Here is a 24,918-nt window from a genome sequence, read left to right as displayed (position 1 = left end):
CAGTACAGTTAGGTGTTATAAATTGTTAGGTCTTATTTGTTTAAAGGCGCTAATATATTTTTAATAATAGCTTCCATTTGTTTCTCTTCTTCCTCTTTATTTGAGGATGAGGAGAATACACCACGCATAGCTGTTAGTCTATTAGTCCATAATATTCTGCCGGTTTTTATTTCTATAATCCCAATAACGATAATAGCATTATCGGCATTATCTGAATGTCTAGTTCCTAAAAAGAGATCCATCATAACATCTTTTGTTCTAGATCCACTGGTTTTAATAGCTCTTGCATAATTAGTAACCAATAATATTTTGCTATTAGTCTTAGAGCCAATATTTATAGCGCTTGGACCAATATTGTTACTTATTGAAAATGCTTTTTCTTCTGCCCATAAAGTGGGGGTGTAAAGTTCATTACGATTTTTTTCGTAAATTTGATCTAGTTGTGCAATTGCTTCATTCAATTTATAATCATAAATAGTTTTTCTATCCAGCAGCTTTGATTTGAATCCTTTTTTTGCTAATTCAGAGATTAATTGGTTAGCTATGATAAATTCTATATTATATTCATAATCATACATTTTTTGGCTTTTTCCAGATGCTTCAACGGTCACAACTTCAGCTTCTGGAGGCAGAATTAATATTTCAGGATTCTGATTTATCACAGATTTATATTCTGGAGTATAGCGAACAGAAGTGTAATTAACGCAAGCACAGAAGTTTAATGCTAATACAATTAATAAAATAGCACGTAATATACGCATAAAAACATCTCTTTAGAATTTTTAAGAAGCTGCTATAACTCTAGTACGATTATCAGAGTATATTATATATACTTTTTGTTTTTCTTTTAAAACAACGTCAGCTCCTTGCACAATGGTAATCAACCCAGTGGTTTTAGCTGTAGATATCACATTTCTAATTGCTTTATTGCCGTCAAAATATCCATCTTTTAAGCTTGAAGTATCAACTTTAACAATATATTCATAGCCCTTACCTTCGCTGAGTTTTCCTTGAAGAACTGCTCCAGCAAGCCCACCAACGATCGCTCCTCCTACAATGGTCATTGTAGTTCCAGATCCACTTCCTGCTCCAGATCCTAATGCCGCACCCATTGCTCCACCTGCTAACATTCCTCCGGTATTATCAGACATATTGTCGGCATCTTTTATTATAATTGGGCGAGTTGCAACAATAACCCCTTCCATTGTAAAGCTGAGGGTTGAGTCACTGGTATACATATTGCTAGATAGATCTCTGCCGCATCCTGTAAGAACAGATAATAAGGTAATAATACTAGTTATTTTAAAAAACAATTTTCTCATGATAATAACCTATTTTATAATGTTATCTTATACCTGCTTAATTTCTTTTTCTTTTGCAGCTACTTTCTCGTCTATTTGTTTTATATAGCTATCAGTAGTTTTTTGAACTTTATCATTAAGCTTTTTTTGTTCATCTTCTGATATTTCTTTCTCTTTCTCTGCCTTCTTTATTGATTCCATAACATCGCGACGTGCATTGCGGATAGAAACTTTTGAAGTTTCTCCATATTTAGAAGCAAGTTTAGCAAATTCAACTCTTCTCTCTTCTGTTAAACTTGGTAGAGATACTCGTATATTTTGTCCTTCAGCAATAGGGTTCACCCCTAAATTGGCATTAGCTATAGCTTTTTCAACCGCTTTAACATTTGCAGCGTCCCATACTTGAACGGACAAAGTTCTAGCATCCATAGAGCTAACGGTTGCTGTTTGGCTAATTGGCATTTTGCTACCATAAACATCAGCTAAGATTGGTTCAATTAAATTGGGGGAGGCTCTTCCAGTTCTAATGCCCACCAATTCATGCTCCAAACTTGCAATAGTTTTTTTCATTTTTACTTCAAGATTATTAATCGCTTCTTCTATAGACATTTTTAAAATTTCTCCTAGCTTATAATAGTAAATTTACCTTTTCCATCAACAACTTCAGCTAAAGCTTCAGGCTCTTGAATAGAAAATACAATAATTGGTAAGTGATTATCTCTTGCCATTGCAATGGCAGAAGAATCCATAACTTTAAGATCTTTTGTTAGAACATCTTTATATGTTAGTGTATTGAAGCGACTTGCATTCTCATTTGTTTTAGGGTCAGATGAATATACTCCATCAACTTGAGATCCTTTTAAAACAGCATCACAATTCATTTCAATTGCTCTTAGAGTGGCCGTTGTGTCAGTTGTGAAAAAAGGACTTCCAGTTCCGCCAGCAAAGATAACAATTCTTTTCTTTTCCATATGACGCATAGCTCTGCGTCTAGCATATGGTTCGCAAACGGTAGTCATTGGAATAGCTGATTGAACTCTGGTTGGGATCCCCATGGATTCTAAGCAATTTTGGATCGATAGAGCATTTATAACCGTAGCAAGCATTCCCATATAATCTGCGCTTGCACGCTCCATGCCTTCTGCGGCAACTGACACTCCACGGAAGATGTTTCCTCCGCCGGTAACTAAACAAATTTCATGGCCTTGTTCATAAACTTTTTTAATGTTTTTGCAGATGTTTTGCACAGTGGGTAAATCAATACCAAAAGCTGTATCTCCCATTAATGCTTCTCCGGATATTTTGAGGAGAACTCGTTTAAATTTTTTCTTGGTCACTAGAGTTTATGCCTTATAAATATAATTTTTCTATTGTTAAAGATAAACTGGATGTGGGCACAAATCAAGAAACAATTTTTATAAAAATAGGCTATTCATTACTTTAATCATATGTTTTTTAGTTGTATTATATACTAATGAGTCATGTATAAGTTGAAAAAGGGTTGTGGTGTGTAAATTATTAATTAAGGTGGTTGTAATATTAGGATTATATTCAGGCTATGCTTATGCGTCAGATGCATATCATCCAGATTCATGCCATCCAGCAGTGTCTCAAAAAGAGAATAACTATATAATTGGTTATGGGAGTTTAATTCAGAAAGAGTCTAGACAGAAAACCAATCCAAATGCTAAATATGTATATCCTATTGAAGTTAAAGGTTTTAAACGAGTATGGGGAATTCAAGGTGGAAATTATAAAACAACATTCTTAACTTTATTGAAAGATGAAAATTCATCTCTTAATGCAGTTTATTATTCTGTTGCTGACTATGGTATCTTAGAAACGGACGAAAGAGAAATGGGATATTGTAGGATTTTAGTGCCCAAAACTGATATTCAAGCCTTAGGATTAAAAGATATACCGGATGGTAAATATTGGGTATATGCACAAAAGGATAATAATATACAATCACCAAGTAAAGAATATCCAATAGTTCAATCATATGTTGATATCTTTTTAGATGGCTGTATTCAAGTGGGTGACACCTATAATATACCTCAATTCCTAGAAGAATGTATTTCAAAAACTCATGGTTGGCCTACAAAGCCTGGAACTTGGGTTAATGACAGACAACATCCAAGGAGACCATTTGGAATATCCAATGCTTTCAATATTGATAAAATTCTATCTAAAGACTTTAAGGATTATTATCAACACCCCATTGATTAACTAATCATTATTTCAATATTCCTGGATCCCACGCAATTGCCTAAGAGACAATTGCTCTGGATGACGGCGGGGAGAAGGTCTTTACTTCCCCCTCTTCAATTATTAATTGAAAAGCGCTTCTAACAAGAGTATCCTATTATTTATAAAGATAATGGTAGGGGAGTGGTTTGTGGAAGACAAGCAAAAAGCAATATTAAAACCAGATTTTTGTATTATTGGTGCTGGATCTGGAGGCTTGTCTTTCGCAGCTGGAGCTGTGCAAATGGGTGCCTCTGTTGTTTTGCTAGAGCGCAATAAAATGGGAGGGGACTGTTTAAATTATGGCTGTGTTCCTTCTAAGGCACTCATTTCTGCAGCTAAAATTGCTCATAAAATAAAATTAGCTGAAGAATTTGGCTGGTCTATTGATAAAGCAAAAGTGAATTTTAAAAAAGTTCATGATCATGTGCGCTCTGTTATAGATGCTATTGCCCCTAATGATTCAGTAGATCGTTTTGAGAAGCTTGGGGCTCATGTTATTTTAAAGGAAGGCAAATTTATTGATGAAGAAACCATTGAATTAGATAATCAGCTTATTAAAGCAAAACGCTTTATTATTGCCACGGGAACTTCTCCCTTTATTCCTTCCATTAAAGGACTTCCATCAGTTCCATATCACACCAATGAAACCATTTTTGACTTACAAGAGTTGCCAGAGCATTTGGTTGTGATAGGTGGTGGACCTATTGGCATTGAAATGGCTCAGAGCTTTAGCCGTTTAGGAAGCAAAGTAACTGTTCTTGAGGCTTTTACTGCTTTGCCAAAAGATGATCCAGAGATAACTTCAAAATTAAAGAATATTTTGAATAAAGATGGAGTTGAAATTTATGAACATGTTCAAATTTTAGAGATCGAGAAGTCAAAAAATGATATTCATATTACGTATAAAGTTGAAGAAGGTAAAGAAGAGCAAATTATTGCCTCTCATGTATTGGTTGCCACTGGGCGTAGACCAAATATTAAATCTTTAGATTTAGAAAAGGCAAAGATAAATAGTTCTCTAAGAGGAATCATCGTCAACGAGCATTTACAAACGTCTAACTCTAAGGTTTACGCTATTGGAGACTGTAGTGGAGGATATCAATTCACTCACGTGGCAGGATATCATGCGTCTCTTGCTATTAAGAATAGTATTTTTAGATTGAGATCTAAGGTTTATACCCAGGCCATTCCATGGGTTACTTATACTGATCCTGAACTTGCCCATGTTGGTTTTCTAGAGTCTCAATTAAAAGAGCAAAACATAGACTATAAAGTATTGCATATGGGTTTTAATGAGAATGATAGAGCACAGGCAGAAAGAGAAACGGAAGGCAGTATTAAAATTTTAGTATCACCTAGGGGCAAAATTTTTGGTGCCACTATATTAGGAATAGGGGCTGGAGAATTAATTTATCCTTGGGTAATGGCAATTCAGAATAATTTAAATATATCTGCTGTTGCCAATTCCATTGCTCCATATCCCACTCTTAGTGATATTAATAAGAGAGTCGCTGGAAGCTATTATATTGATAAAATTTTCAGTCCATTCATGAAAAAAATAGTTAAAGGTTTGATGTGGCTGACAAGATAAAGAAATATTTCCCTATTTTATTGATTTTGCTAATATCGGCCATAGCTTGGTATTTTGAAGTGTATAAATATTTCAGTTTTGAGGTTTTCAAAGAACATCAACAATCATTAGAATTATTTATTGAGCAGAAAAAATTCTTATCAATTCTTATCTATTGCGGGATGTATATCTTGATTGTTAGCACTTCAATACCAGGAGCTAGTTTTATGACAATTACAGGTGGTCTTCTATTCGGGCAGTGGCTTGGCACATTTTCCACAGTGATTGCAGCAACCATAGGAGCTAGTATTTTATTTTTAAGTGCTAGAATGGCATCATCAGATTTTCTTAAGCAAAAATCTGGTTCATGGGTGAGTAAGATGAAAAATGGTTTTAAAGAAAATGCATTTACATATCTTTTAACTCTTAGACTTATTCCCATTTTTCCATTTGCGGTGATTAACTTGGCAGCGGCGGTCTTTCAAATTTCTTTAAGGATATTTTTCTTATCTACATTAATAGGAATAATTCCTGGTTCTTTTGTTTATACCTCAATGGGAGTTGCTTTAAGAGAAGTTATTTCCCAGCCAGATTTTTCAAGCGGATTAATTTTAAACCCTAAAATATTAATTGCTTTAGGGGGATTAGGAATTTTAGCCTTGCTTCCAGTTTTATATAAGAAGTTTAAGAAGAAGGCTTGAGTTTTATCAATATTTAAAGGTGTCTATCTAAAATCCACCCAAGCATTATAGATGCGGCCAAAAGTTGTGATCCAGCACAAGCTTCCATAGATAAGGCAAATTATATTAAAATAATTTGGAAAGATACAAAGCAAGAGAAGAGTTGCTGCGGTTTCTGTTCCTTCACAAACTCCTCCTAAATAATAAAATGATTTTTCTCCTCGCAGAGTAGAATCTATTTTTCTCTTTGCTGCAATAATGGCATATGCAAGAAATGAAGAGATGGGGCCTATAAAGCTGAAAATAAGAAATGCAGCATAAAAAGTATTTTCTGGATCGGCTATAGTAAAGGCAAATACAATTCCTGAATAGATTATAAAGTCACAAACAATATCTAAAAAGCCACCAAAGTCAGTGAGCTGGCTATTACGTGCAATTGCTCCATCTAGTCCGTCAGCAAGTCTATTTAGACCAATAAAAATTATTGCAATATTATATTGATTTATGCTGATTGTAAGCATAGCCAGGAGCCCCATTATAAACCCTAGAATAGTGATAGAATTGGCTGAAATATTTAGGGATACAAGTTTATTGCCAATGGAATTTATAACTGGGTCAATTATTTTTCTAACAAAGGGGTCTAGCATAATTATCCAAATTATATAGAAAACTATAATAACTATAAGGCTAGTTTACTTTATTGTCCATAATTAAACATTAGATACGCTAGGGGAATTAGGAATTTGAGTCGCTTGTTCCACAGGTGAATCTATAAAGATATCTCCTTTAATACCCTATAAGGAATTATATCTAATAGTTTTTAATTCTGGATCCCACGCTCATTCGGATAAGTCCTCATGATTCTTAGATGAAGAGTTGGCGTCATTCTTGTTAAACGAAAGTTTGATGAGAATCTAGTTTAATTTACATATAGCTATACATAATTATAGAAAATAACCCTGCAAAAGGGAGAACATCACTAAAATCTAAATCAATAACATTAGTTTCCATATTCTTTGAAAGTTTATCAAATGGTTTATTATAATAAATATCTTCAGGGAGATTATAATCTTCAATGCTAAAGAAAAAGATTTCTTGGGTGTTTCCAGATCCTCTAGCTTGCGATGAGTATTGAGGAACTACAGTTTCAGTAGTGTTGCTTCTTCTGAGAACAGGGGAGTGAGTAAAATTCAAATATAATTCATAATCACTAGGTTGGTGTTCAGGAAAATATGGGAAACTCATATTATTTCCATCTCTTTCACTAATTTGAGAACTAACATTATATTCATTTGAAGGAGAATAGGCAGCTTCTTCAGGAGGTTCAGGGTGTTGAGTGGGGTTTGCAGGAGGAATGGTAGGATCTGTATCTTGCTGCATCATGGCTTCAGCACGTGGGGGGCCAGCAGGTTGAATAGGATCTGGAAGATCGTAAAGTATACTTATTTCTAGACTGGATTGAGTGCTTCCAAATGACCAAGAATAACCTTCACCGCTTGGTTGACGACCAGGAGGTTCTGATCCAATGGACGGGGGGCTTTGTGCTAGCATCATAGTTGTATTCTCTTCATTTTCTCCAGATATGGTAGCTTGAGAGTCTATTTCTTCAAGTTCTTCATCATATTCATCATAATTGTTTTCACGATGTCTTTTATAATCACCTTGTGAGCTCTCATCTGGTGAGCGTAGTCTTTTTTCTCGCATAACCTTAATCTCCTAAGTTTTTTTGATTGTTAAGATTTAAAATAACATAAGTTAATTGTCAAATAAAATAGGTATAAATTAGCTATTAGCTAGGAAAGAGGAAAAGAATGTTTCATTGAAAATATTCTTATAGGTGATAATATCTAAGTTCAACAAATAAGCTCACTTAATATTTTGGAGGGCATATGATGAATTCAGATGAATTTTACATGAGGGAAGCTATAAACTTCGCTAAAGAAAGAAATGACTGTTGGCCGTTTGCTGCATTAATTGTTGATAATGACACTGGCAGAATTTTGGTTAAGGCTGTTGATTCTAAACATATCTCTCCCACTCTTAATGCTGAAAGTCATGCAATACATCGTTTGGCTTTGAAATATGATTATAGAGATTTTAAAAGCTTAAGCCTATATAGCAATGCAGAGAGTGAGATGTTGAGTTATGGTGCAATTATTTCCGCAATCATCACTGGTTATAATATTGACCGATTAGTATATGGTGCAAATCAGAAAGATATATGTGATCTTTGGGGATTTAAACATATTGATGTGTCTCACCTTATCAATAGCATTCAAGCAAGAGGTGGAGTTTTAAAAGAAGAATGCATGGAGATATTTAAGCAGGCAAAGGTTTTGCAAGAAGAAATTAATGATCCACATCCTGGTAAAGTTTATCTCTCGAAAGACTTAGATTCCTTTTATGAAGTGAATTAGTTTTATTTTAAACCTAATCTAATAAAAGCAGTTTTAAGTGCTGCAACTAAATCTTCAATCATTTTTTCATTATGAAATGGTGTGGGGGTGATGCGCAAGCGCTCAGTTCCCCTTTGCACTGTGGGATAATTAATATGTTGGATGAAGATAGAAAATTCATCTAGCAATATTTCTGAAATTTTACGGCTAAGAATAGGGTCATTAACCATTACAGGAACCATGTGGCTATCATTTTCTATGAAAGGAATACCTTCTTCTTTCAATTTTTGCTTTAAAATGCGAGCATTGTTATGTAATGCATCACGTTCTTTGTGGCTGGTTTTTAGATATTTTATACTGGTAGTGGCAGCTGCCGTTAATGCTGGAGGAAGAGAGGTGGTGAAAATAAATCCAGCAGCATAGCAACGAATAGCATCTATTATTTCTTTAGAGGCGGTGATATATCCACCCATAACCCCAAAACCTTTGGCTAAGGTTCCTTCAATTATAGATAATCTATCCATTAGGCCTAGCTTTTCACAAATTCCACCGCCTCTTTTTCCATATAGTCCAACTGCATGAACTTCATCAATATAGGTTAGGGCGTTATATTTATCAGCAAGATCACAAATTTCTTTAATTGGAGAGATGCATCCGTCCATTGAATATACAGATTCAAAAATAATTAATTTAGGACGATTGATATCTACAGATTTAAGCTTATTTTCTAAATCAACTAGATCCAAATGGTTATAGATTATCTTTTCAGATCCCCCGCGCTTAATCCCCTCAATGATGGAGGAATGATTATCTTGATCTGAAAACATTATTACGTTAGGCAATAATTTAGCTAAAGTAGAAATTGTCGTGTCGTTCGAAACATATCCTGAAGTGAACACCAAGCTTGCGTCTTTTTGGTGCAAGTCAGCTAATTCAGCTTCTAATTCAATGATTGGATGATGGGTTCCTCCAATATTACGAGTTCCTCCAGATCCTACACCCATGGTGCTATTGGCCTTATTAGCTGCCTCTATTATTTTAGGATGTTGGCTCATGCCTAGATAGTCATTAATGCACCAAATGGTTATTTCTTTTTGTTTTTTATGATCATAGGCAACCGGTCGTCTGTTAACGCATCTTTCAATGTCACTAAATATACGATATCTACCTTCTGTCCTCAAGGTATTTATGGCATCAGTAAAAAATTGAGCGTAAGTTTTTAACATCTATTTTCCAGTTGTTTTTAGCGAAAGAACCATGGTTATCATTAAGATTATTGCTATAGCTTGATGAAAAAGAGCCAACATCAATGGTGCTTGCAATACCAAGGTTAATATTCCCAAAGTGAATTGTAGAATAATGATACTCGCAAGTAGTATAGCAATTTTTTTGTTTTGGTCTAGATGAAAAATTCTATAGCAATATATAAGTAGATTAATCAAATTTGCTATGCCTAATATGCGATGAATAAATTGAACCATGGTGACGTTTTCAAAAAGATTAAGATACCAAGGCTGCATTATAAATAATCCATTTGGAATTAATTCTCCATCCATTAAAGGGAATGTATTATACACCAGCCCAGCTTTAAGTCCTGCAACGAAAGCTCCAGAGATGATTTGCAGAAGCAATAACCCTAAGGAGAAATATCCATATTTAGAATTCTTATCTTTTCCAGGAGCTGTTTTCCAAGTTAGCAAGATTAGAATAATACATGCCATAATTAAATGTAGGGCCAGTCTATATTGACTAACATGAGGATTGTCAACGAGACCGCTTTTAACCATCAACCAACCAACTCCACCTTGTAGCCCTATTAGACCCAAAACTATGCTGAAGTATTTTATATCTTTGCCTTCAAGTTTCTTGGTGAAGATAAAATATAAGAAAGGCAATAGAAAGACTATGCCAAGAACTCTTCCTAATAAACGATGAATATATTCCACTAAGAAGATTCTTTTAAATTCCTCTATTTCCATTCCATAATTTATTTTTTGATATTCAGGGGATTGCTGATATTTAGAAAATTCTAGATTCCATGCAGAATCAGTTAATGGAGGGATGGTGCCGCTAACTGGAGCCCATTCCACTATAGACAATCCAGCATTGCTAAGACGGGTATATCCACCAACGATAACAATGCTGTAGATTATGGCAATGCAAGACAAAACCCACAGTAGAACAGACTTATTTTTCATGAGTAACAATTTTATGAATATATTTTAATGGCTGAATTATAATGCTTAAATGGTTTTATGCAAGGGATTAATAGAGTTAAACGCCCCTTGATGAGAGATGTATAATATTTTTAAAATTATAGAAAATTTTAAAGACCACCAACAAAATAATTTATCTTTAAGTTGGCGGTTTTGTGATGAGTTTTTTTTGCAAAAGATCTTTTACTTTGTCTTTATTAATAGTTCCGCTTGTGGTTGATCCATCATATCTTTTTGCATCATAGGTTCCATCTTTATAGATATATAGATTTGATCCATTGCCATTGCTAATTTGAATGCCAGAGTCGTTCTTAGTGATGCTGCCGCCATTACTTCCTTTAACAACAGTATTTTAATTTTTATCTGTAGTTACTGTTCCAGACATAGTATTTCCCTCTGGGCCTGTCACTTTAATGCTTCCATATACATCAGCATTAGAGATTAATGGAAGTGCAGATAAGCTGCATAAAATTTAAGCTGTTTTTAGATTTTTGTTCATGGTTGGTTCCTTTTAGTTCAAGTTATGAAAATGATTTTACTTAATTAACCTATGCTTAAAGTGTTAATTAAGTCTTAATGTAAAGAGATTCAATAGATTGTTTTTGGTTTGACTGGATTCTCAAATTAGCTTTGCTAATTTAAGAATGACGGACGTGGTGGAAGTTAATTTAAGAATGACGGACGTGGTGGAAGTTAATTTAAGAATGATGGACGTGGTGGAAGTTAATTTAAGAATGACGGATGCTAGGAAAGGATTTGGAAGTTAGTGCTGGCTAATTAAGTAATGAAGAAGTGTTCTAACTTAAAGGCCATCTAGATTTAGGAATAATTACTTCATCTTTAATCCCTAAGCGCAAGCGTTCTATTCCAGCCCAGGCGATCATAGCTGCATTATCTGTACATAATTTAATCGGCGGGGCGATTGTTTCAAGGTTATGTTTCTCCATAGAGAGCTGGATTTCTTTTAGAAGATATTGATTGGCAGCAACCCCACCAGCTATGATCAATTGTTTGATTTTGGGGTGCGATTTTTTAGTTATCTCAATAGCATTATTTAAACGGTCTAATAATATTTCAGCAATTGTTCTTTGAAAAGAAGCGCAGATATTGGCAATATTTTCTGGAGTTAATTCTGTTTTTTCAATAATCAACCTAACTGCTGTTTTAAGACCCGAAAAGGAAAAGTCACAGCCTTCTCTGCCTTTCATTGGCTTGGGAAAGTCATATTTATTAGGATTGCCAGTTAGGGCCAATTTTTCTATGATTGGTCCTCCAGGATAATCTAGACCTAGCATTTTAGCTATTTTGTCAAAAGATTCTCCCACTGCATCATCAAGGGTTCCACCAAGTTTATGATAAACTCCAATTTTTTCTACTACAAGAATTTGGCAATGGCCACCTGAAACTAGCAGTATTAAATATGGAAATTCAATCTCATTGGTTAGCCTTGCTGTTAAAGCATGACCCTCCAAATGATTAACAGCAAGCAATGGTTTATTAATTGCAAAGCTTAGACCCTTGGCAAACATTATTCCAACTAATAATCCGCCGATTAAACCAGGGCCCGCAGTGACGGCAATGGCATCTAAATCATCTAAAGATAAATCAGCATCTTTAAGGGCTTTATCAACCACTGTTTGAACATGGCTTAAATGAGCACGAGAGGCTATTTCTGGAACAACTCCACCAAATTTTTGATGCTCATCAATTTGGCTTATTATTACGTTAGATAATATTTGTTTAGAATCAGTTACAATGCTTGCAGCGGTTTCATCGCAGCTGCTTTCTATTCCTAGAATTTTCATTTCTTAACCAGATAAAAATAGTTAGATTTAATGCCTTGGGCTTCAGCTTTTAAGCGATATTTGGTTTTGGTGATTTCTGGATAATTATTCATCTGGCGGGCAAAAATTTCTGCCACTTCTGGTAAAGTTTCTGTGATGTGCTCTGCATAATCCTTATGATCCGTAACAATCAATAACTTCGCATTAGGAGCCATTTTGGGGCTGAGAAGCTTTAAAAATTCAGCGTTAATTAAACGACGTTTATTATGCTTCTTTTTAGGCCATGGATCAGGATAAAGAATGGAAACCAGATTTAAACAATTAAGGGGAAGTCTGGCAATTAATTCCACAGCATCATTATGCCAGATTCTGATGTTTTTAATATCTTCGCTTTCAATATTATTGAGCAGTTTAACAACTCCTCCTGTATATACTTCACAGCCAATATATCCAATGGAAGGATTGGTTTTTGCATCATGAAGAATGTTCTCCCCTGAACCAAATCCTATCTCCATGGCATATGTTGAGTAATCTTTTGCAGTTTCTTTAAAAAGATCAGATATTTTTTCTAATGCTCCACCATCTTCAGGTGTGATTGCCGCATATTGAGGCAATAGCTTGGCAAGAATTTCTGCTTCTTTTTTAGGGTTGCTGCTACGCTTTCTAGCGAAAGATACTATTCTTTTAAAGTTTAGTGTCATAATTAAAATGGTCTTTAAAATATATGGTCGGAACGACTGGATTTGAACCAGCGACCCCTGGACCCCCAGTCCAGTGCGCTACCTAGCTACGCCACGCTCCGAGGCTATACTACAAGGTATAATATATTGTCAGATTGTCAAGAAGTTACATAAATCATTTTAAAAATCTGGAAGTGAACAAAATATATTATTAAGGCATATCTTGAGGTGAGTAATAAAGGTTTCTCAAATGTTTTTGTAATAGATATGGGGTTAATTGAGAAGTTTTTAAGCGTTCTGGATATAATAAAAAATTCAAAAATAAGAATAAGCAAACCAAGTAAATTCATTCTAAATAATGCATATTCAAACCCAACATATAAAATTAAATTGATATATAAAAATATCCTATATTCCTTACTGTTTTTAAGGGCGCTACTTAAATATCCACAAATTGTTAAGGCTATTCCAGCGGTTCCATATTGAAAAATAGAATTGCTTGAAAAAGCAAAGAACCACAGGATGAAGGCCCATAGATACATGTTATTGGCTTTAATCATGTGGCTAGTATAATTTAATAAAATGCGGGTTATGATAATGGATGGTAAAATAGAGGAGTTTAAAATTGATTTTTTAACCATTCCTCCCAAGGTTGGCCAGATAATAATATGAGTTAAACACATTATAATTGCTAACATTATTAATGTATTATCAAGTTTATATTTTCGATTATAGCCAATACAAAATGCAAATAAAGGATATGAGAGCCGGCCAATAACTCTGAATAAACTAATATCTGGATAATATAAAAGCCCAAGATGATCAATAACCATGGCGATTGTAGCTATAACCTTTAGCAGATCATAGCTATTAAATTCACCATATTTATTCAGCTTAAGCATATTTTATGTTTTAGGTAAAGTTACGCCGATTTGCCCCATATATTTTCCTTGGCGGTCAGCGTAAGAAATATCACAGACTTCATTGGCCTTTAAGAATATAAACTGACATGCTCCTTCACCGGCGTAAATATTAGCAGGAAGAGGGGTGGTATTTGAGAATTCTAAAGTAACATGACCTTCCCATTCTGGCTCCAATGGAGTTACGTTAACAATAATCCCACAACGAGCATAAGTGGACTTTCCTACGCAGATAACTAAAGTGTCTCTAGGTATACGGAAATATTCAACAGTTCTTGCTAAGGCAAAGCTATTTGGTGGAATAGTGCAGATTGGAGTTTTACGATCTACAAAGCTATTGCTATCAAATTTTTTCGGGTCAACAATTGCAGAATCAACATTAGTGAAAATTTTAAATTCATCAGATACTCTAGCATCATAACCATAAGAAGTTACTCCGTAAGAAATAATTTTTCCATTACTGTTATCCTCACGTATTTGACGATCTACAAATGGTTCAATCATTTTATGTTCAAGAGCCATTTTCTTGATCCAGCTATCTTGCATTACTGACATAATATTTTTCCTAAAAGTGATTTTTTATTTCTTCAAAGAGAATATCCTGTTGTTTTATAAAAAGCAAGATGGCAGTTACTATCTAGTATAATCATAGATATCATTAATCATTAAAATATTACAAACTTAATAACATTGTTAAAAAATATTGACATTATTTAATATGTTCACTATTTTGTTTTGTTTTGTTTCCCCAATATAAAAATATAGGATTAAAAATGGAAGAATTAACAGCTGTAGAAAAGATCTTATCACGATCATATCCCTACAAGATTCAAGCCTTAATTGCTGCAGCAAGTTTTGGTCATGAAGATAAGGTGGATTTTTTAATATTAGAAGGTGTTGATAAGAATGAATAGTTTATATAAAAAGATAACAAAGATTGCCAGAAGAAAAAACGATAATTCTGAGTATGAGGTTAATAAAAACATAGCTTTAATATATGCTGCTTCAGCAAAAATTGTTAAAGATGACAAGATATTAAAAGTTGTGATAAGAATTGGAGAAGAGAATAAAGTTATTTTATCATATGACTCTTCTGAAGTTGATGAAGGTTCCATTAGAGAGGAATTAGAAGCAACTATGGGGCTGCTAATAACTGAGGGCGCTAATGTGAGTAGGGGGTTGCTACATGCTGCTAATGCTAATAATGAACAAACTGTAGATTTTTTATTAAAAAAAGGTGCTAATGTAAATAAGATTTTGCTACATGCTGCCATGAAAGGTAATAAAAGCATATTCGATTTTTTATTAAAAAAAGGTGCTGATTTTCGAGAAGATTTGCTTAGAACTGTTTTTCAAGAAGTTTTATTTAGAGCTGTTATGAATAAGAATGAATCAGCTGTAGATTTTTTGATGAAAAATGATGTTTATGATTGCAAGAATTTAGTTCTGGTTGATGTTGCTTCATCCTCTAAGGAAGAGAAAGAAGCTATATCTTTATTAATAGAAAAAGGTGCTGATCTCAATATAGCTTTTGCATGGGCGGCAGTTGCAGCAGTGAGCACTGACTATTTTGATTCTTATGAAAAGGCGATGGATATGTTGAAAGCAAAAGGTGCTGATGGGGTGGTTGCCTTACTCCGTCTCATTTTATTAAATATTAAAAAAGATTTTATAGAAAAAGCTGTAGATTTATTGCTAGAAAAAAGCGCTTCATCAATAGAAGAAGATGTAGTAGCAATAGAAAAAAAATCCATTCTTAATAAAGCTTTAGCAAGGGCAGCAGTTGCAGCAGTGAGCACTAAATATTTTGATTCTTATGAAAAGGCGATGGATATGTTGAAAGCAAAAGGTGCTGATTTGAGCTTTTCTATGGTTCATCTCCTTTTTTCAAAAATTGAAGAAGGCGATGAAAGATATCTTAAAGTAAAAGCTCTAGATTTATTGGTGGAAAAAGGAGGTTCTAGAATTACTGCTCTAGGGCATCTTCTTTCAGTAAAAAACGTTGAAGAACCATTAATAGAATTATTGCTAACAAATAGATATCAATCATTATCAGATTATGAAGAAGTATTGATAGAATTAATATTAAGAAATGGATATCAATCATTATCAGATGGTGATTACGATTCTGAGGCAGGAGATTTTGGTTCTTCTTTGGGTAAGCGTCCTTATGGTGAGGAAGAGAGTAAAGAGGATGCGGATTGTTCTTCTTCAGAATCAGATGGTGATTACGATTCTGAGGAAGAGAGAGAAGATGAAGTTAAGTCTGGTAAGGGGGAAGCGGTCATCTTAGATTTAGACATTCGTCTAGATGATCTTATAATTCCTATTATTGGAGAAGGAAAGGAATTTCTAGAGGCTAAAAAGAATTTGGAAGAATCAGACGCAGAAATGGAATTATCTACAAAGGGATCAGAGATTGAAATTGATTTTGAATATGTTCTAGAAAGTAAAGATAAAGAAAATTTTGGATTAGATAAATTTGCTAACTGGGCTTATAGTTTAATCAAAGATGCTTTAAGTTCGCCAATTATGTTTGCTGATAAAACAAGCATATTAACTTTACCTTCATCTAATCATAATCTAGAAAATCTAGATATTGTTGGTTCAGATATGGGCGGTTCTTTACTTATCAATTCTTACGAAATATCTTAAAAGTTATTATGCTCCAGTTAGTAACTTTAATTGGAGCATATTGCTTTCTTGTTTCTATTTAATGACTAGCTGTTTGTTTAAAAGTAATATCTAATCTATAGATTAAATACGTATTTCTTGTATTTAATATGATTATTTAATAATAGACGTTGTATATAATTTATTCTTACATTAACATAATATGTATGTAATTATTTGATGTGAGGGTTATGATTATGTTGCAATCTATTATGACAAATAGAGGTCAAGTTACTATCCCAGCTGAGATAAGAAGTAAATTAAACCTTATTAGTGGAAATAAGTTAGAGTTTGTTTTAAAAGGTGATCAGATAGTGATGATGCCAATTAATAGGTCTATTAAAGATTTAAAAGGAGTTTTGCCTAACCCAAAGAAAAGTCTTAGCTGTGAAGAAATGAATGATGTTATAAAAAATGTAAAGGGCTAGTATATGATTGGTATTGATACGAATATATTAGTCCGGTATTTAACTCAGGATGATTCAGAACAGGCAAAAATAGTTGAGAAGACTCTTAATAAATATGCTACTTCTTCGCAGTCAATCTTTATCAATAATATTGTAATATGTGAGCTTATTTGGGTGTTAGAAAGAGGATATAAATATAATAAAGAATCTATTATTGAGGTTGTTAAACTGATATTATCAACTAAAGAATTTTGCTTTGAGAATCAGAAGTTACTACGGAACGCGTTGAGTCAATATAGCCAAAAAAAACTGGATTTTTCAGATGCTTTAATCGGAGAGATTAATAAAAATTCTGGCTGCATAAGTACTTTAACTTTTGATAAAGCGGCTATGATGGCAGATAATTTTATAATGGCTAAATAAAACTAAGGATATTCTATAGAGCGACTTAATATTTTACTATTGCATTTGCAGGGAATAGAGAGGATAATATGCTAAGTTAAAGTAACCTATTTTTTGTTTAGCTAGCATGCAATGTAAAACATTTTGTTCTGCGGATTCTTATCAAATGAATCCGTTATATAAATTTCTTAAAAAAGATAATGAAAGCCCAAAAAAGTTTCGTAATGTTATTTATGCTCCATTTTATGAAGGTCATGTGTTCTTTTTTAGCTATGGCTGTGTGGTGTTCTGGGAATTAACTGATGAAGAAATTTCAGTTGTACTAAAAAAGTTGAAGAAATTTGAAGAAGATAATGTAGAAAATATTCATAACTCTTCAGAGTCTTATTTTGTGGTTCAAGATAGTGAAACAGAAGTTCATCAAAATGAAATTAGGCTTGATAAGGATGCTGGGGTTATGGAAAGACTTGCCATTTCTTATGCTCTAGCCCAATCAATGAAGCTATCTGGATTTGAAGAGCGAGTTGCCCAAACTATAAAAAAAACAGAGCATATTCCAAAGTCACTCGCTAAAACGGGGAAGATTACTTTATCTGGTAAAGAAATAGCTAAGAAAATGGGTAAGCTGTTTTTAGAGCGAAGTTCAATTAATTTACATGGCGATATTTTAGGAACTCCTAAGTTTTTCTGGGATTACCCAGCATTAGAACCCATCTATCAAATGATGGCTGAAGATCAAGATATTAAACAGAGAGTGGACATATTAAATAAAAGGCTTAATTTAATCCATGAATTATTTGAAATTCTAAGTGATGTATTTAATAATCGTCATAGTTCTCTTCTTGAAATTATAATTATAATTTTAATAGGAATGGAAATAATTTTAACCATCGGTTTTAAAATAACTAGTTAAAGGAAAATATATGAAGGCTTTATTAGAGAAGATGATGTTTGATAATTTTGGAATCATCCATTTTATCGGAGTTGGTGGAATTGGTATGAGCGGTATTGCTGAAATTATGCATAATCTTGGTTATCAAGTTCAAGGGTCAGATTTAGGAGAAAATGACAATGTTCTTCGTCTTCGAAATATTGGAATTAAGGTTTTTGTAGGTCACAAAAAAGAAAATATTAAAAATGCTTCAGTGGTGGTTAAATCTACAGCAGTAAAAGATGATAATCCTGAAATTATTGCTGCAAGAGCTGCGCGTGTTCCTGTGGTGAAGCGTTCAGAGATGCTGGCAGAATTAATGAGGCTTAAAATTTCAATAGCAGTTTCAGGGTCGCATGGTAAAACCACCACAACTGCGTTTGTAGCAGCAATGTTTGAAGCATCTTCATTAAGCCCAACAGTTATTAATGGCGGTATTATTAATACTAGAGGAACAAATGCTTATTTAGGAAGCAGTGATTATTTAATAGCTGAAGCAGATGAGTCAGATGGAACATTTATTCGTATTCCATCAACTATTGCAGTGATCACCAATATAGATCCAGAACATTTGGACTATTATGGAAGTTTTGAGAACCTTAAAAAGGCATATAGGTCATTTATTCAGAATCTTCCATTTTATGGATTTGCTGTTGTGTGCAAAGATCATTTAGAGGTTAAGAATTTAGTAGAAAACATCCAAGATCGTGAAATTATCACTTATGGAATTGACTCAGAAGGTTTAGATATTCAGGCGGTTAATATCGTTGAAAATATTTCTGGAACTATATTTGATGTTAAAGTTTCAGATAGAATATTAGGTAAAGAATTTATAATAGAAAAAATTAATCTGCCAGTAGCTGGAAAGCATAATGTTCTGAATTCTTTAGCAGCTATAGCCATAGGAGTGAAATTAAAGTTTAAGAAAGAATTAATCACAGAAGGATTTGCAAAGTTTTCTGGAGTGAAAAGAAGATTCACTAAAACCGGTGAAGTAGGAGGGGTTAGTATTATTGATGATTATGCTCACCATCCAGAAGAGATAAAAGCTGTGTTACTTACTGCTCGTCAAGTTAATAAGTTAAACAAGCAAGCAAAAGTTATTGCTGTGGTGCAGTTACATAGATATTCTAGGGTGGAAAATTTATTTTCTGAGTTCATTCATAGTTTTGATAATGCCGATATAATATTAATGGCTGATATTTATTCAGCAGGAGAGTCTCCAATAGAAGGAGTTAATAAGGAAGTGATTATTTCCACTTTAAGACAATATTATAAAAACAAAGAGATATTGAGTTTAGACTCTCCAGATAAGTTACCGGAGATAGTAAGCTCTATGGCTAAAGCAGGCGATCTTGTATTATTTATGGGGGCAGGAAGTATTACTAAATGGGCTCATGATTTCCCAGATCAATGGAAGAATTTTTTATCATCACAAAAATAATTTAAAGGCGGAGAAAAATATGGATATAATTTTTAACAATAAATCATCTGTCAATACTTTGGTGTTAGGTTTAGCTGAGGGATTTAATTTACAAAATAATTTGACTCTTGATGCAGATTTAAAAACTCTTGTTTCTCAAATAATAGATTTAAGAAAGTTTAAGGGCGAATCTGGTCAAAGAGTTACTATGGCCACTCCTCATCATGTTAGTGTTAAATGTATTATTTTAGTTGGTTTAGGAAAAAAAGAAGAATTTAATCCTCTTAAGGCTTCTAAATTTGGAGCAAGATTAGTTGCTATTTTAAATTGTAGTAAGTTTACTAAGGCTTCCATCATGATAGATTCAAGATTAGTGGAAGAGAATGAGGCTGAAATATGTGCAAATATTGCCTATGGTTTAAATCTTCGTGAATATAGTTTTGATAAATATAAATCAGCAGAAAAGTTAAAGGATAAAACTGTCTTAGATAAAATTGAATTGGTAACTGAAGTTGCAAAAGATGCTCAAAGCATTTTTGAGAAAGAGTTAAAACCAGTTGCACAGTCAGTTAAATTTAGCCGTGATCTTATTTCTGAGCCGCCTAATGTTATATATCCTGAAAGTTTCTCTGAAAACTCTAAAGAGGAGCTGGAAAAATTTGGTGTGAAAGTGGAAATACTTGGTGAAGCAGATATGTATGATCTGGAGATGCATGCTTTACTTGGAGTGGGGCAGGGAAGCTCAAAAGAATCTAAGCTTTTAGTTATGCAGTATAACGGTGGAAAGGAAGGTGATGCACCACTTTGTTTTGTTGGAAAAGGAGTGACTTTTGACACTGGTGGAATATCTCTAAAGCCTTCAGCTAATATGGAAGACATGAAATATGACATGTCTGGAGCTGCAATTGTGACCGGTTTAATGAGATCTTTAGCAGCAAGAGATGCAAAGGTGAATGTAGTTGCTATAGCAGCTTTATCAGAAAATATGCCTGATGGTAATGCTCAGCGTCCAGCAGATGTGGTGAAATCTATGTCTGGTCAAACAATAGAAATTCTAAATACTGACGCTGAAGGAAGATTAGTTTTAGCTGATGCTTTATGGTATTGTCAGAATAGATTTAAGCCTAAATTGATGATAGATTTAGCAACTTTAACAGGAGCCATAGTAGTGTCTTTAGGAAGTCATCATGCAGGTTTATTCTCAAATAATGAAGAATTAGCTCAAGATTTACTTAAAGCTGGAAAAGATACTGATGAGAAGCTATGGGAATTTCCACTAACTAGCGATTATGATAAAATGATAGATTCCGTAATAGCTGATGTTAGAAATACTGGTAATGCTAGGGGTGCTGGAAGCATAACTGCAGCGCAGTTTTTAAAGCGATTTGTTAATAATGTAACCTGGGCTCATATAGATATTGCAGGTGTTTCTTGGGCTGATAAAGCATTAGACTTATGTCCAGTTGGGGCTACTGGTTTTGGCGTAAGATTGCTCAATGAATTTGTTAAAAAATATGAAAAATAATGTGATGGAGATAAGTTTCTATAAGCTCACAACCCTGCCTATAAATAAGGCAGCTCCTAGATTGATTGAAAAGATTTATTATTCAGGGCAGCGTTTGTTAGTTGTTGCTGAAAATGAAGAATTGATGAGATTACTAGATGATGGGTTATGGGCTTATAGCACTAAGCATTTCATTCCTCATGGCACTTTTTCTGATGACTATCCTGCTGATCAACCGGTGTATTTATCTACTAAAATTGAGAATCCCAACAAATCAAGCATTGCAATGGCCCTTGGGGCTGTTGAGTTAGATGATGCTTCGGTTTCTAAATTGCTCTATATGTTTGATGGCAACATCCCAGAGCAAGTTGAATTTGCCAGAAAAAAATGGAAATCCTATCAAAATTCTGGCCATGCTTTAGTCTTCTGGCAACAGAATCTTAAAGGAGCTTGGGAAAAGCAAGCTTAAAAATGTATTCAGAAAAACTATCATTAAATCAAATGGCTAGCGTAGAAGGAATAGTGGTTCAAGGTAAGAAAATATCCAGAGATATTGGCTTTCCAACCATGAATCTATTATTAGATGATGATTGCCCATTTAAATATGGTGTTTATGCTGGAATTATAGAGCATGAAGGAGTGGTTTATAAAGGAGCAATTAACATTGGAATAACTCCTCATTTCGGCGTTAATAAACCTAAACTTGAGATTTATGTATTTGATTTCAATAAAGATATGTATGGAGAAAAAATTAAAGTTACCCCTCTTTATTTTCTTAGAGAAGAAATGAAATTTAAAGATATGCAAGGGCTAGTAGAGAAAATTACAAAAGATTGTAATAAGGCTAAGGAGTTATTAGCAATTTATTAACTATGTTGGTTATATTATATAACATAGTTTTTAAAAGGATTTATTAACCAGTGCCAAAATATGAAAGAATTAAGTCTGAATTAAATAAGTCTTTAAAAGAAGTATCTTCAGCAATAGAAATTTTAGATGATTTACGCAGAACTGGAAGACATTCTTCTTTAGAAGAGTCTGAGGTTCTTAAAGATTTATCTTTGGTCTATTCTCCGGAGGTTGTGGCTTTGATGTTAGAGAGCAAAGCTCAGAAAAGGAATGCTCGTTTATCTGCCTTAGATATTGAGGATAGAAAATATGATCCTTTTATTCTTGTCACCAAGCAAGAATTATCAGATTTTAATAAGTATTTAGCTGGAATGCCAGATGGTCAAAAATTTCACTATGATATCATTTTTAGACCATCAGATATTCATTCATCTGCATTGCAAATCCACTCTGATGGAAATATTGCTAGAAGTTTTTTTATAGATTCCTTGTCTGATATTAATAAAAAAGAAAGGCAGAGTATAGAAGAAGCAATTGGTGCAGATGCGCATAACTATGTTCAAGGGGGAATTTTATATTCAGATAGTGGTTGTAGTATTTTTAGTATACAGCATTTAAATACTATGAATCGATTTCTTAATGAAAGTCATCAGAGTGATTATTTAGAAAGAGGAGAAAATAGATTAGAAAATTTAGATCCTATATTCTTAAAACATATTCAAAGTATGAGTCGTGCTGATCAATATGAGAAATATCTTAATGGAGAAGAGCTCTTTATTAACAAGAGACTTAATAAAACTTTTAGAAAGCATTTGGCTGAGTTTACTGCAACGGTTGCTGTGGTTGATGAAGAGCAAAATGTTGAATTCAAGAAGAGAAATTATTCAATTTTATATAAAACAGAAAAATATTTAAGAGATGCTCTTAGAACTTTAGAAGAAACTCATTCTAAAAGAGAATTAGAAGAGGTTTTATCCCGCAGATCTGGTCAGCATATATTAAATAGCGTATATAACCAGATGGAATTGACTCCTGCGCAAATAGAGCAAGTTCAAGGATTATATAACCAAGATCAAATTAATCTTGTGCTTCATTATAATATTCCAAGGGAAGATGTAGAATCAGCTAAATGTTTCTCTTCAAAAGAAATGAGTAAAGCGGTTTTTAAGTTTATTGATGAAAGTGGTTTAAATTATCAGAAGGCTTTTAATAAAGTAAAAGATTTTTCTAGTCCATATCAACTTTATTCAAGTACACAATTTGGTTTAGATACTAATGATCTTAAAAAATCTCAGTTTCTATCTAGTAAAGTATTAGCTCCAGAAACATTTGGACATCTTCAAGAATGGTATACAAAAGCTGGAGAGAAAGGTGCTGCTGCCCTCTTTGAAACTATAAAAATGTTTGAGATTTATAAACCTACAGAAGATAGAGCGTTGAATACAATTAGTAATTTTGGTGGTAAAGATGCAAATGAATTCTTAGCATTTTGTGTAGGAGGGCAAATCTCTCATCTTATTAAATCATGGTTGGACGCTGGTGCTGATGTGAATAAAAAAACAAATGGTATATCTCCAATTATGCAGGCAATTGAAACTGGCAATCAAGAGATTATTGATCAAATTGTTAGGGCTGGGGCCAGAATACCATCTTTTATAGATAGGGAACAAAAAAGCAAATATTTTCCTTCAGAAAAACTAACTTCTTATTTAAAAGAGGCGATTGATAGTGAAAATATTAAAGTTATTCGTAATGTACTTAGGTTTTCTCCAGATACTTTAAAACAAAATATTAATGGGGTTAGTCCACTTGAATATGCTGTTCAATCAAAGAAAATGAACGTTTTAAAAGAGTTATTTCCCCAAGGAAGAAATATAGAATATATCCCTAGTAAAATGGGAATAGAAAATATAAATATAAATATAAAATATCCTGATAACACTTCTATCAAGAAAGCTAAAACAGTAAAAATTAAAGAGCAAAGATCGAAAGTATAGAGCATCAAATTTTAAGGTAGAAACTTATTATAAAAACAACCTATCTGATTCTACCTTTTTTTTCATTAGTTCTCTTCTTCCCTCTGGCAGTTACTTTATTAACAAAAAACTTAGCAACTCTTGCCCCAATCACTCCAACTACTGTCATATCGGTTTCCGGTAATTTAAAATCTTCAGGTAAATGAGGTTTTCTTGCTGTGTTCACTTTAGGAAGCTTCCCTTGGGGGGGATATTGATCAATATAACTTTGATAATCCATGGGAGCGCTATGTTGAGTTTCTTTGTCTTTGTTTTTTAAGTGCTCTAATTTTTCTGCTTCTGTAAGCATATAATCACTTTCCACTTTTCTATATGAGCTCTCTTCTATAGCTTCCGCTACGGGCAAACTTAACCAATCTGAGGATGAATCTTTCTTAGGAGAATTATCTTTTACATATTCCAATTGTTCTTGTGTTGGATTCTTAATTTTACTAATCAATGTAATTGCTTCAGAAGGACGATCTTTTTCTATAAACTTATTAGTAATACTTGATAAAACATAATAATCCATAGTATTTTCATCTACTACCTCAGTAATTTTATCTGCTACTTTTAAAGAGCTCTCAAAATCACCTTTGTCTATAAACTTATAGGCCAAATCTTGTAAATAAAGTCTATCAGTGATTCTATCTATCACCTTTAAAGCACTCTCAGGTTTATCTCTTTCAATAAACTTAATGGCAATTTTTGATAAAGCATATCCATCAGTAATTCTTTCTATTACCTTTAAAGCGCTCTCAGGTTTATCTCTTTCAAAAAACTTAATGGCAATTTCTGATAAAGTATATTTATCAGTAATTCTTTCTATTACCTTTAAAGCACCCTCAGGTTTATCTCTTTCAATAAACTTAATGGCAGTTTTTGATAAAGCATATCCATCAGTAATTCTTTCTATT

28 protein-coding genes and 1 tRNA gene are annotated in these 24,918 nt (G+C 33.4%); 14 read left to right on the top strand and 15 right to left on the bottom strand.

Annotated elements, in window-relative coordinates; all coding sequences use genetic code 11:
- Positions 1-32: 32 nt before the first annotated feature.
- Genes N4A31_02465 through pyrH form a run of 4 tightly spaced genes read right to left on the bottom strand, consistent with a single transcriptional unit; the run spans position 33 to position 2,638 of the window.
- On the bottom strand, positions 33-761 hold the full coding sequence (locus N4A31_02465) for a hypothetical protein (GenBank protein ID MCT4635097.1): 729 nt from the start codon (positions 759-761) through the stop codon (positions 33-35).
- Positions 762-782: 21 nt separating this feature from the next.
- Positions 783-1,322, bottom strand: coding sequence for a hypothetical protein (locus N4A31_02460; GenBank protein ID MCT4635096.1), 540 nt, complete (start codon positions 1,320-1,322; stop codon positions 783-785).
- Positions 1,323-1,349: 27 nt separating this feature from the next.
- On the bottom strand, positions 1,350-1,910 hold the full coding sequence (gene frr, locus N4A31_02455) for a ribosome recycling factor (protein ID MCT4635095.1): 561 nt from the start codon (positions 1,908-1,910) through the stop codon (positions 1,350-1,352).
- 14 nt (positions 1,911-1,924) lie between these two features.
- Complete coding sequence (gene pyrH / locus N4A31_02450) at positions 1,925-2,638, bottom strand: UMP kinase (GenBank protein MCT4635094.1); 714 nt, start codon at positions 2,636-2,638, stop codon at positions 1,925-1,927.
- A 169-nt stretch (positions 2,639-2,807) separates the two neighbouring features.
- Between pyrH and N4A31_02445 the strand changes: the two genes are divergently transcribed.
- From N4A31_02445 to N4A31_02435, 3 genes are all read left to right on the top strand, one after another.
- Entirely contained in the window at positions 2,808-3,530 is a 723-nt protein-coding gene (locus N4A31_02445; protein ID MCT4635093.1) for a gamma-glutamylcyclotransferase, read from the top strand.
- Between the two features lie 169 nt (positions 3,531-3,699).
- Positions 3,700-5,142 (top strand): FAD-dependent oxidoreductase, encoded by a 1,443-nt coding sequence (locus N4A31_02440; protein ID MCT4635092.1) that lies wholly within the window; start codon positions 3,700-3,702, stop codon positions 5,140-5,142.
- The gene (locus tag N4A31_02435; protein ID MCT4635091.1) at positions 5,127-5,822 is read left to right on the top strand and encodes a TVP38/TMEM64 family protein; all 696 of its coding nucleotides are present in this window, start codon (positions 5,127-5,129) and stop codon (positions 5,820-5,822) included. The genes N4A31_02440 and N4A31_02435 overlap by 16 nt, the downstream gene beginning before the upstream one ends.
- Positions 5,823-5,845: 23 nt before the next feature.
- Here the strand turns inward: N4A31_02435 and N4A31_02430 are convergent, their stop codons facing one another.
- Together N4A31_02430 and N4A31_02425 are read right to left on the bottom strand one after the other, a co-directional pair.
- A complete protein-coding gene (locus tag N4A31_02430) occupies positions 5,846-6,448 on the bottom strand; it encodes a CDP-alcohol phosphatidyltransferase family protein (GenBank protein MCT4635090.1) in 603 nt (200 codons plus the stop codon).
- A gap of 277 nt (positions 6,449-6,725) precedes the next feature.
- Positions 6,726-7,505: a hypothetical protein gene (locus N4A31_02425; GenBank protein MCT4635089.1), complete on the bottom strand. Its 780-nt coding sequence runs from the start codon at positions 7,503-7,505 to the stop codon at positions 6,726-6,728.
- Positions 7,506-7,690: 185 nt separating this feature from the next.
- Here N4A31_02425 and N4A31_02420 point away from each other — a divergent pair, with 185 nt between their 5' ends.
- On the top strand, positions 7,691-8,218 hold the full coding sequence (locus N4A31_02420; GenBank protein ID MCT4635088.1) for a hypothetical protein: 528 nt from the start codon (positions 7,691-7,693) through the stop codon (positions 8,216-8,218).
- Positions 8,219-8,220: 2 nt separating this feature from the next.
- Here the strand turns inward: N4A31_02420 and hemA are convergent, their stop codons facing one another.
- The 8 genes from hemA to dcd all read right to left on the bottom strand — a co-directional run bounded on the left by hemA (position 8,221) and on the right by dcd (position 14,352).
- On the bottom strand, positions 8,221-9,423 hold the full coding sequence (gene hemA, locus N4A31_02415; protein MCT4635087.1) for a 5-aminolevulinate synthase: 1,203 nt from the start codon (positions 9,421-9,423) through the stop codon (positions 8,221-8,223).
- On the bottom strand, positions 9,424-10,395 hold the full coding sequence (locus tag N4A31_02410) for a COX15/CtaA family protein (GenBank protein MCT4635086.1): 972 nt from the start codon (positions 10,393-10,395) through the stop codon (positions 9,424-9,426).
- Between the two features lie 201 nt (positions 10,396-10,596).
- Positions 10,597-10,743 carry a hypothetical protein gene (locus tag N4A31_02405; protein MCT4635085.1) on the bottom strand — a complete coding sequence of 49 codons (147 nt, stop codon included), beginning with the start codon at positions 10,741-10,743 and terminating at the stop codon, positions 10,597-10,599.
- A gap of 467 nt (positions 10,744-11,210) precedes the next feature.
- On the bottom strand, positions 11,211-12,218 hold the full coding sequence (gene tsaD, locus N4A31_02400) for a tRNA (adenosine(37)-N6)-threonylcarbamoyltransferase complex transferase subunit TsaD (GenBank protein MCT4635084.1): 1,008 nt from the start codon (positions 12,216-12,218) through the stop codon (positions 11,211-11,213).
- Complete coding sequence (gene trmB, locus N4A31_02395; protein ID MCT4635083.1) at positions 12,215-12,898, bottom strand: tRNA (guanosine(46)-N7)-methyltransferase TrmB; 684 nt, start codon at positions 12,896-12,898, stop codon at positions 12,215-12,217. The genes tsaD and trmB overlap by 4 nt, the downstream gene beginning before the upstream one ends.
- A 24-nt stretch (positions 12,899-12,922) precedes the next feature.
- Positions 12,923-12,999, bottom strand: a tRNA-Pro gene (locus N4A31_02390).
- A gap of 36 nt (positions 13,000-13,035) precedes the next feature.
- Positions 13,036-13,779 (bottom strand): conjugal transfer protein TraX, encoded by a 744-nt coding sequence (locus N4A31_02385; protein ID MCT4635082.1) that lies wholly within the window; start codon positions 13,777-13,779, stop codon positions 13,036-13,038.
- Positions 13,780-13,782: 3 nt separating this feature from the next.
- Positions 13,783-14,352, bottom strand: coding sequence for a dCTP deaminase (gene dcd, locus N4A31_02380; GenBank protein MCT4635081.1), 570 nt, complete (start codon positions 14,350-14,352; stop codon positions 13,783-13,785).
- Between the two features lie 218 nt (positions 14,353-14,570).
- Here dcd and N4A31_02375 point away from each other — a divergent pair, with 218 nt between their 5' ends.
- From N4A31_02375 to N4A31_02330, 10 genes are all read left to right on the top strand, one after another.
- On the top strand, positions 14,571-14,711 hold the full coding sequence (locus tag N4A31_02375; protein MCT4635080.1) for an ankyrin repeat domain-containing protein: 141 nt from the start codon (positions 14,571-14,573) through the stop codon (positions 14,709-14,711).
- Positions 14,704-16,452 (top strand): ankyrin repeat domain-containing protein, encoded by a 1,749-nt coding sequence (locus tag N4A31_02370; GenBank protein MCT4635079.1) that lies wholly within the window; start codon positions 14,704-14,706, stop codon positions 16,450-16,452. Before N4A31_02375 ends, N4A31_02370 begins: the two co-directional genes overlap by 8 nt.
- A gap of 215 nt (positions 16,453-16,667) precedes the next feature.
- The gene (locus N4A31_02365; GenBank protein MCT4635078.1) at positions 16,668-16,898 is read left to right on the top strand and encodes an AbrB/MazE/SpoVT family DNA-binding domain-containing protein; all 231 of its coding nucleotides are present in this window, start codon (positions 16,668-16,670) and stop codon (positions 16,896-16,898) included.
- A gap of 3 nt (positions 16,899-16,901) precedes the next feature.
- Entirely contained in the window at positions 16,902-17,300 is a 399-nt protein-coding gene (locus tag N4A31_02360) for a type II toxin-antitoxin system VapC family toxin (protein ID MCT4635077.1), read from the top strand.
- 145 nt (positions 17,301-17,445) lie between these two features.
- The gene (locus tag N4A31_02355; GenBank protein MCT4635076.1) at positions 17,446-18,192 is read left to right on the top strand and encodes an RMD1 family protein; all 747 of its coding nucleotides are present in this window, start codon (positions 17,446-17,448) and stop codon (positions 18,190-18,192) included.
- Positions 18,193-18,202: 10 nt separating this feature from the next.
- The gene (gene murC / locus N4A31_02350) at positions 18,203-19,654 is read left to right on the top strand and encodes a UDP-N-acetylmuramate--L-alanine ligase (GenBank protein ID MCT4635075.1); all 1,452 of its coding nucleotides are present in this window, start codon (positions 18,203-18,205) and stop codon (positions 19,652-19,654) included.
- Between the two features lie 19 nt (positions 19,655-19,673).
- Entirely contained in the window at positions 19,674-21,158 is a 1,485-nt protein-coding gene (locus N4A31_02345; protein ID MCT4635074.1) for a leucyl aminopeptidase, read from the top strand.
- Positions 21,130-21,606, top strand: a complete 477-nt coding sequence (locus N4A31_02340) for a DNA polymerase III subunit chi (GenBank protein ID MCT4635073.1) — start codon at positions 21,130-21,132, stop codon at positions 21,604-21,606. The genes N4A31_02345 and N4A31_02340 overlap by 29 nt, the downstream gene beginning before the upstream one ends.
- Positions 21,607-21,608: 2 nt before the next feature.
- The gene (locus N4A31_02335; protein ID MCT4635072.1) at positions 21,609-22,007 is read left to right on the top strand and encodes a riboflavin kinase; all 399 of its coding nucleotides are present in this window, start codon (positions 21,609-21,611) and stop codon (positions 22,005-22,007) included.
- Positions 22,008-22,057: 50 nt separating this feature from the next.
- Positions 22,058-23,983, top strand: coding sequence for a hypothetical protein (locus tag N4A31_02330; protein MCT4635071.1), 1,926 nt, complete (start codon positions 22,058-22,060; stop codon positions 23,981-23,983).
- Positions 23,984-24,023: 40 nt separating this feature from the next.
- On the opposite strand, the gene N4A31_02325 is transcribed toward N4A31_02330, so the two are convergent.
- Positions 24,024-24,918, bottom strand: an 895-nt coding sequence (locus N4A31_02325; protein MCT4635070.1) for a hypothetical protein, incomplete at its 5' end; no start/stop codon positions are given.

It is taken from the genome of Rickettsiales bacterium (assembly GCA_025210695.1).
Lineage (GTDB): Bacteria > Pseudomonadota > Alphaproteobacteria > Rickettsiales > CANDYO01 > CANDYO01.
Note: the sequence above shows the minus strand (reverse complement) of the source record. Positions and strands in the feature narration are given on the sequence as shown.

Bases quoted from the DNA above. Each gene is read 5' to 3' on its own strand.
- N4A31_02425 (MCT4635089.1), bottom strand. From the start codon at position 7,505: ATGCGAGAAAAAAGACTACGCTCACCAGATGAGAGCTCACAAGGTGAT.
- N4A31_02385 (MCT4635082.1), bottom strand. From the start codon at position 13,779: ATGCTTAAGCTGAATAAATATGGTGAATTTAATAGCTATGATCTGCTA.
- N4A31_02345 (MCT4635074.1), top strand. From the start codon at position 19,674: ATGGATATAATTTTTAACAATAAATCATCTGTCAATACTTTGGTGTTA.
- N4A31_02420 (MCT4635088.1), top strand. From the start codon at position 7,691: ATGATGAATTCAGATGAATTTTACATGAGGGAAGCTATAAACTTCGCT.
- trmB (MCT4635083.1), bottom strand. From the start codon at position 12,898: ATGACACTAAACTTTAAAAGAATAGTATCTTTCGCTAGAAAGCGTAGC.
- hemA (MCT4635087.1), bottom strand. From the start codon at position 9,423: ATGTTAAAAACTTACGCTCAATTTTTTACTGATGCCATAAATACCTTG.
- dcd (MCT4635081.1), bottom strand. From the start codon at position 14,352: ATGTCAGTAATGCAAGATAGCTGGATCAAGAAAATGGCTCTTGAACAT.
- N4A31_02405 (MCT4635085.1), bottom strand. From the start codon at position 10,743: ATGGCGGCAGCATCACTAAGAACGACTCTGGCATTCAAATTAGCAATG.
- N4A31_02370 (MCT4635079.1), top strand. From the start codon at position 14,704: ATGAATAGTTTATATAAAAAGATAACAAAGATTGCCAGAAGAAAAAAC.
- frr (MCT4635095.1), bottom strand. From the start codon at position 1,910: ATGTCTATAGAAGAAGCGATTAATAATCTTGAAGTAAAAATGAAAAAA.
- N4A31_02340 (MCT4635073.1), top strand. From the start codon at position 21,130: ATGAATTTGTTAAAAAATATGAAAAATAATGTGATGGAGATAAGTTTC.
- N4A31_02430 (MCT4635090.1), bottom strand. From the start codon at position 6,448: ATGCTAGACCCCTTTGTTAGAAAAATAATTGACCCAGTTATAAATTCC.
- N4A31_02335 (MCT4635072.1), top strand. From the start codon at position 21,609: ATGTATTCAGAAAAACTATCATTAAATCAAATGGCTAGCGTAGAAGGA.
- N4A31_02460 (MCT4635096.1), bottom strand. From the start codon at position 1,322: ATGAGAAAATTGTTTTTTAAAATAACTAGTATTATTACCTTATTATCT.
- N4A31_02465 (MCT4635097.1), bottom strand. From the start codon at position 761: ATGCGTATATTACGTGCTATTTTATTAATTGTATTAGCATTAAACTTC.
- N4A31_02360 (MCT4635077.1), top strand. From the start codon at position 16,902: ATGATTGGTATTGATACGAATATATTAGTCCGGTATTTAACTCAGGAT.
- N4A31_02375 (MCT4635080.1), top strand. From the start codon at position 14,571: ATGGAAGAATTAACAGCTGTAGAAAAGATCTTATCACGATCATATCCC.
- N4A31_02410 (MCT4635086.1), bottom strand. From the start codon at position 10,395: ATGAAAAATAAGTCTGTTCTACTGTGGGTTTTGTCTTGCATTGCCATA.
- tsaD (MCT4635084.1), bottom strand. From the start codon at position 12,218: ATGAAAATTCTAGGAATAGAAAGCAGCTGCGATGAAACCGCTGCAAGC.
- murC (MCT4635075.1), top strand. From the start codon at position 18,203: ATGAAGGCTTTATTAGAGAAGATGATGTTTGATAATTTTGGAATCATC.
- N4A31_02365 (MCT4635078.1), top strand. From the start codon at position 16,668: ATGTTGCAATCTATTATGACAAATAGAGGTCAAGTTACTATCCCAGCT.
- N4A31_02355 (MCT4635076.1), top strand. From the start codon at position 17,446: ATGAATCCGTTATATAAATTTCTTAAAAAAGATAATGAAAGCCCAAAA.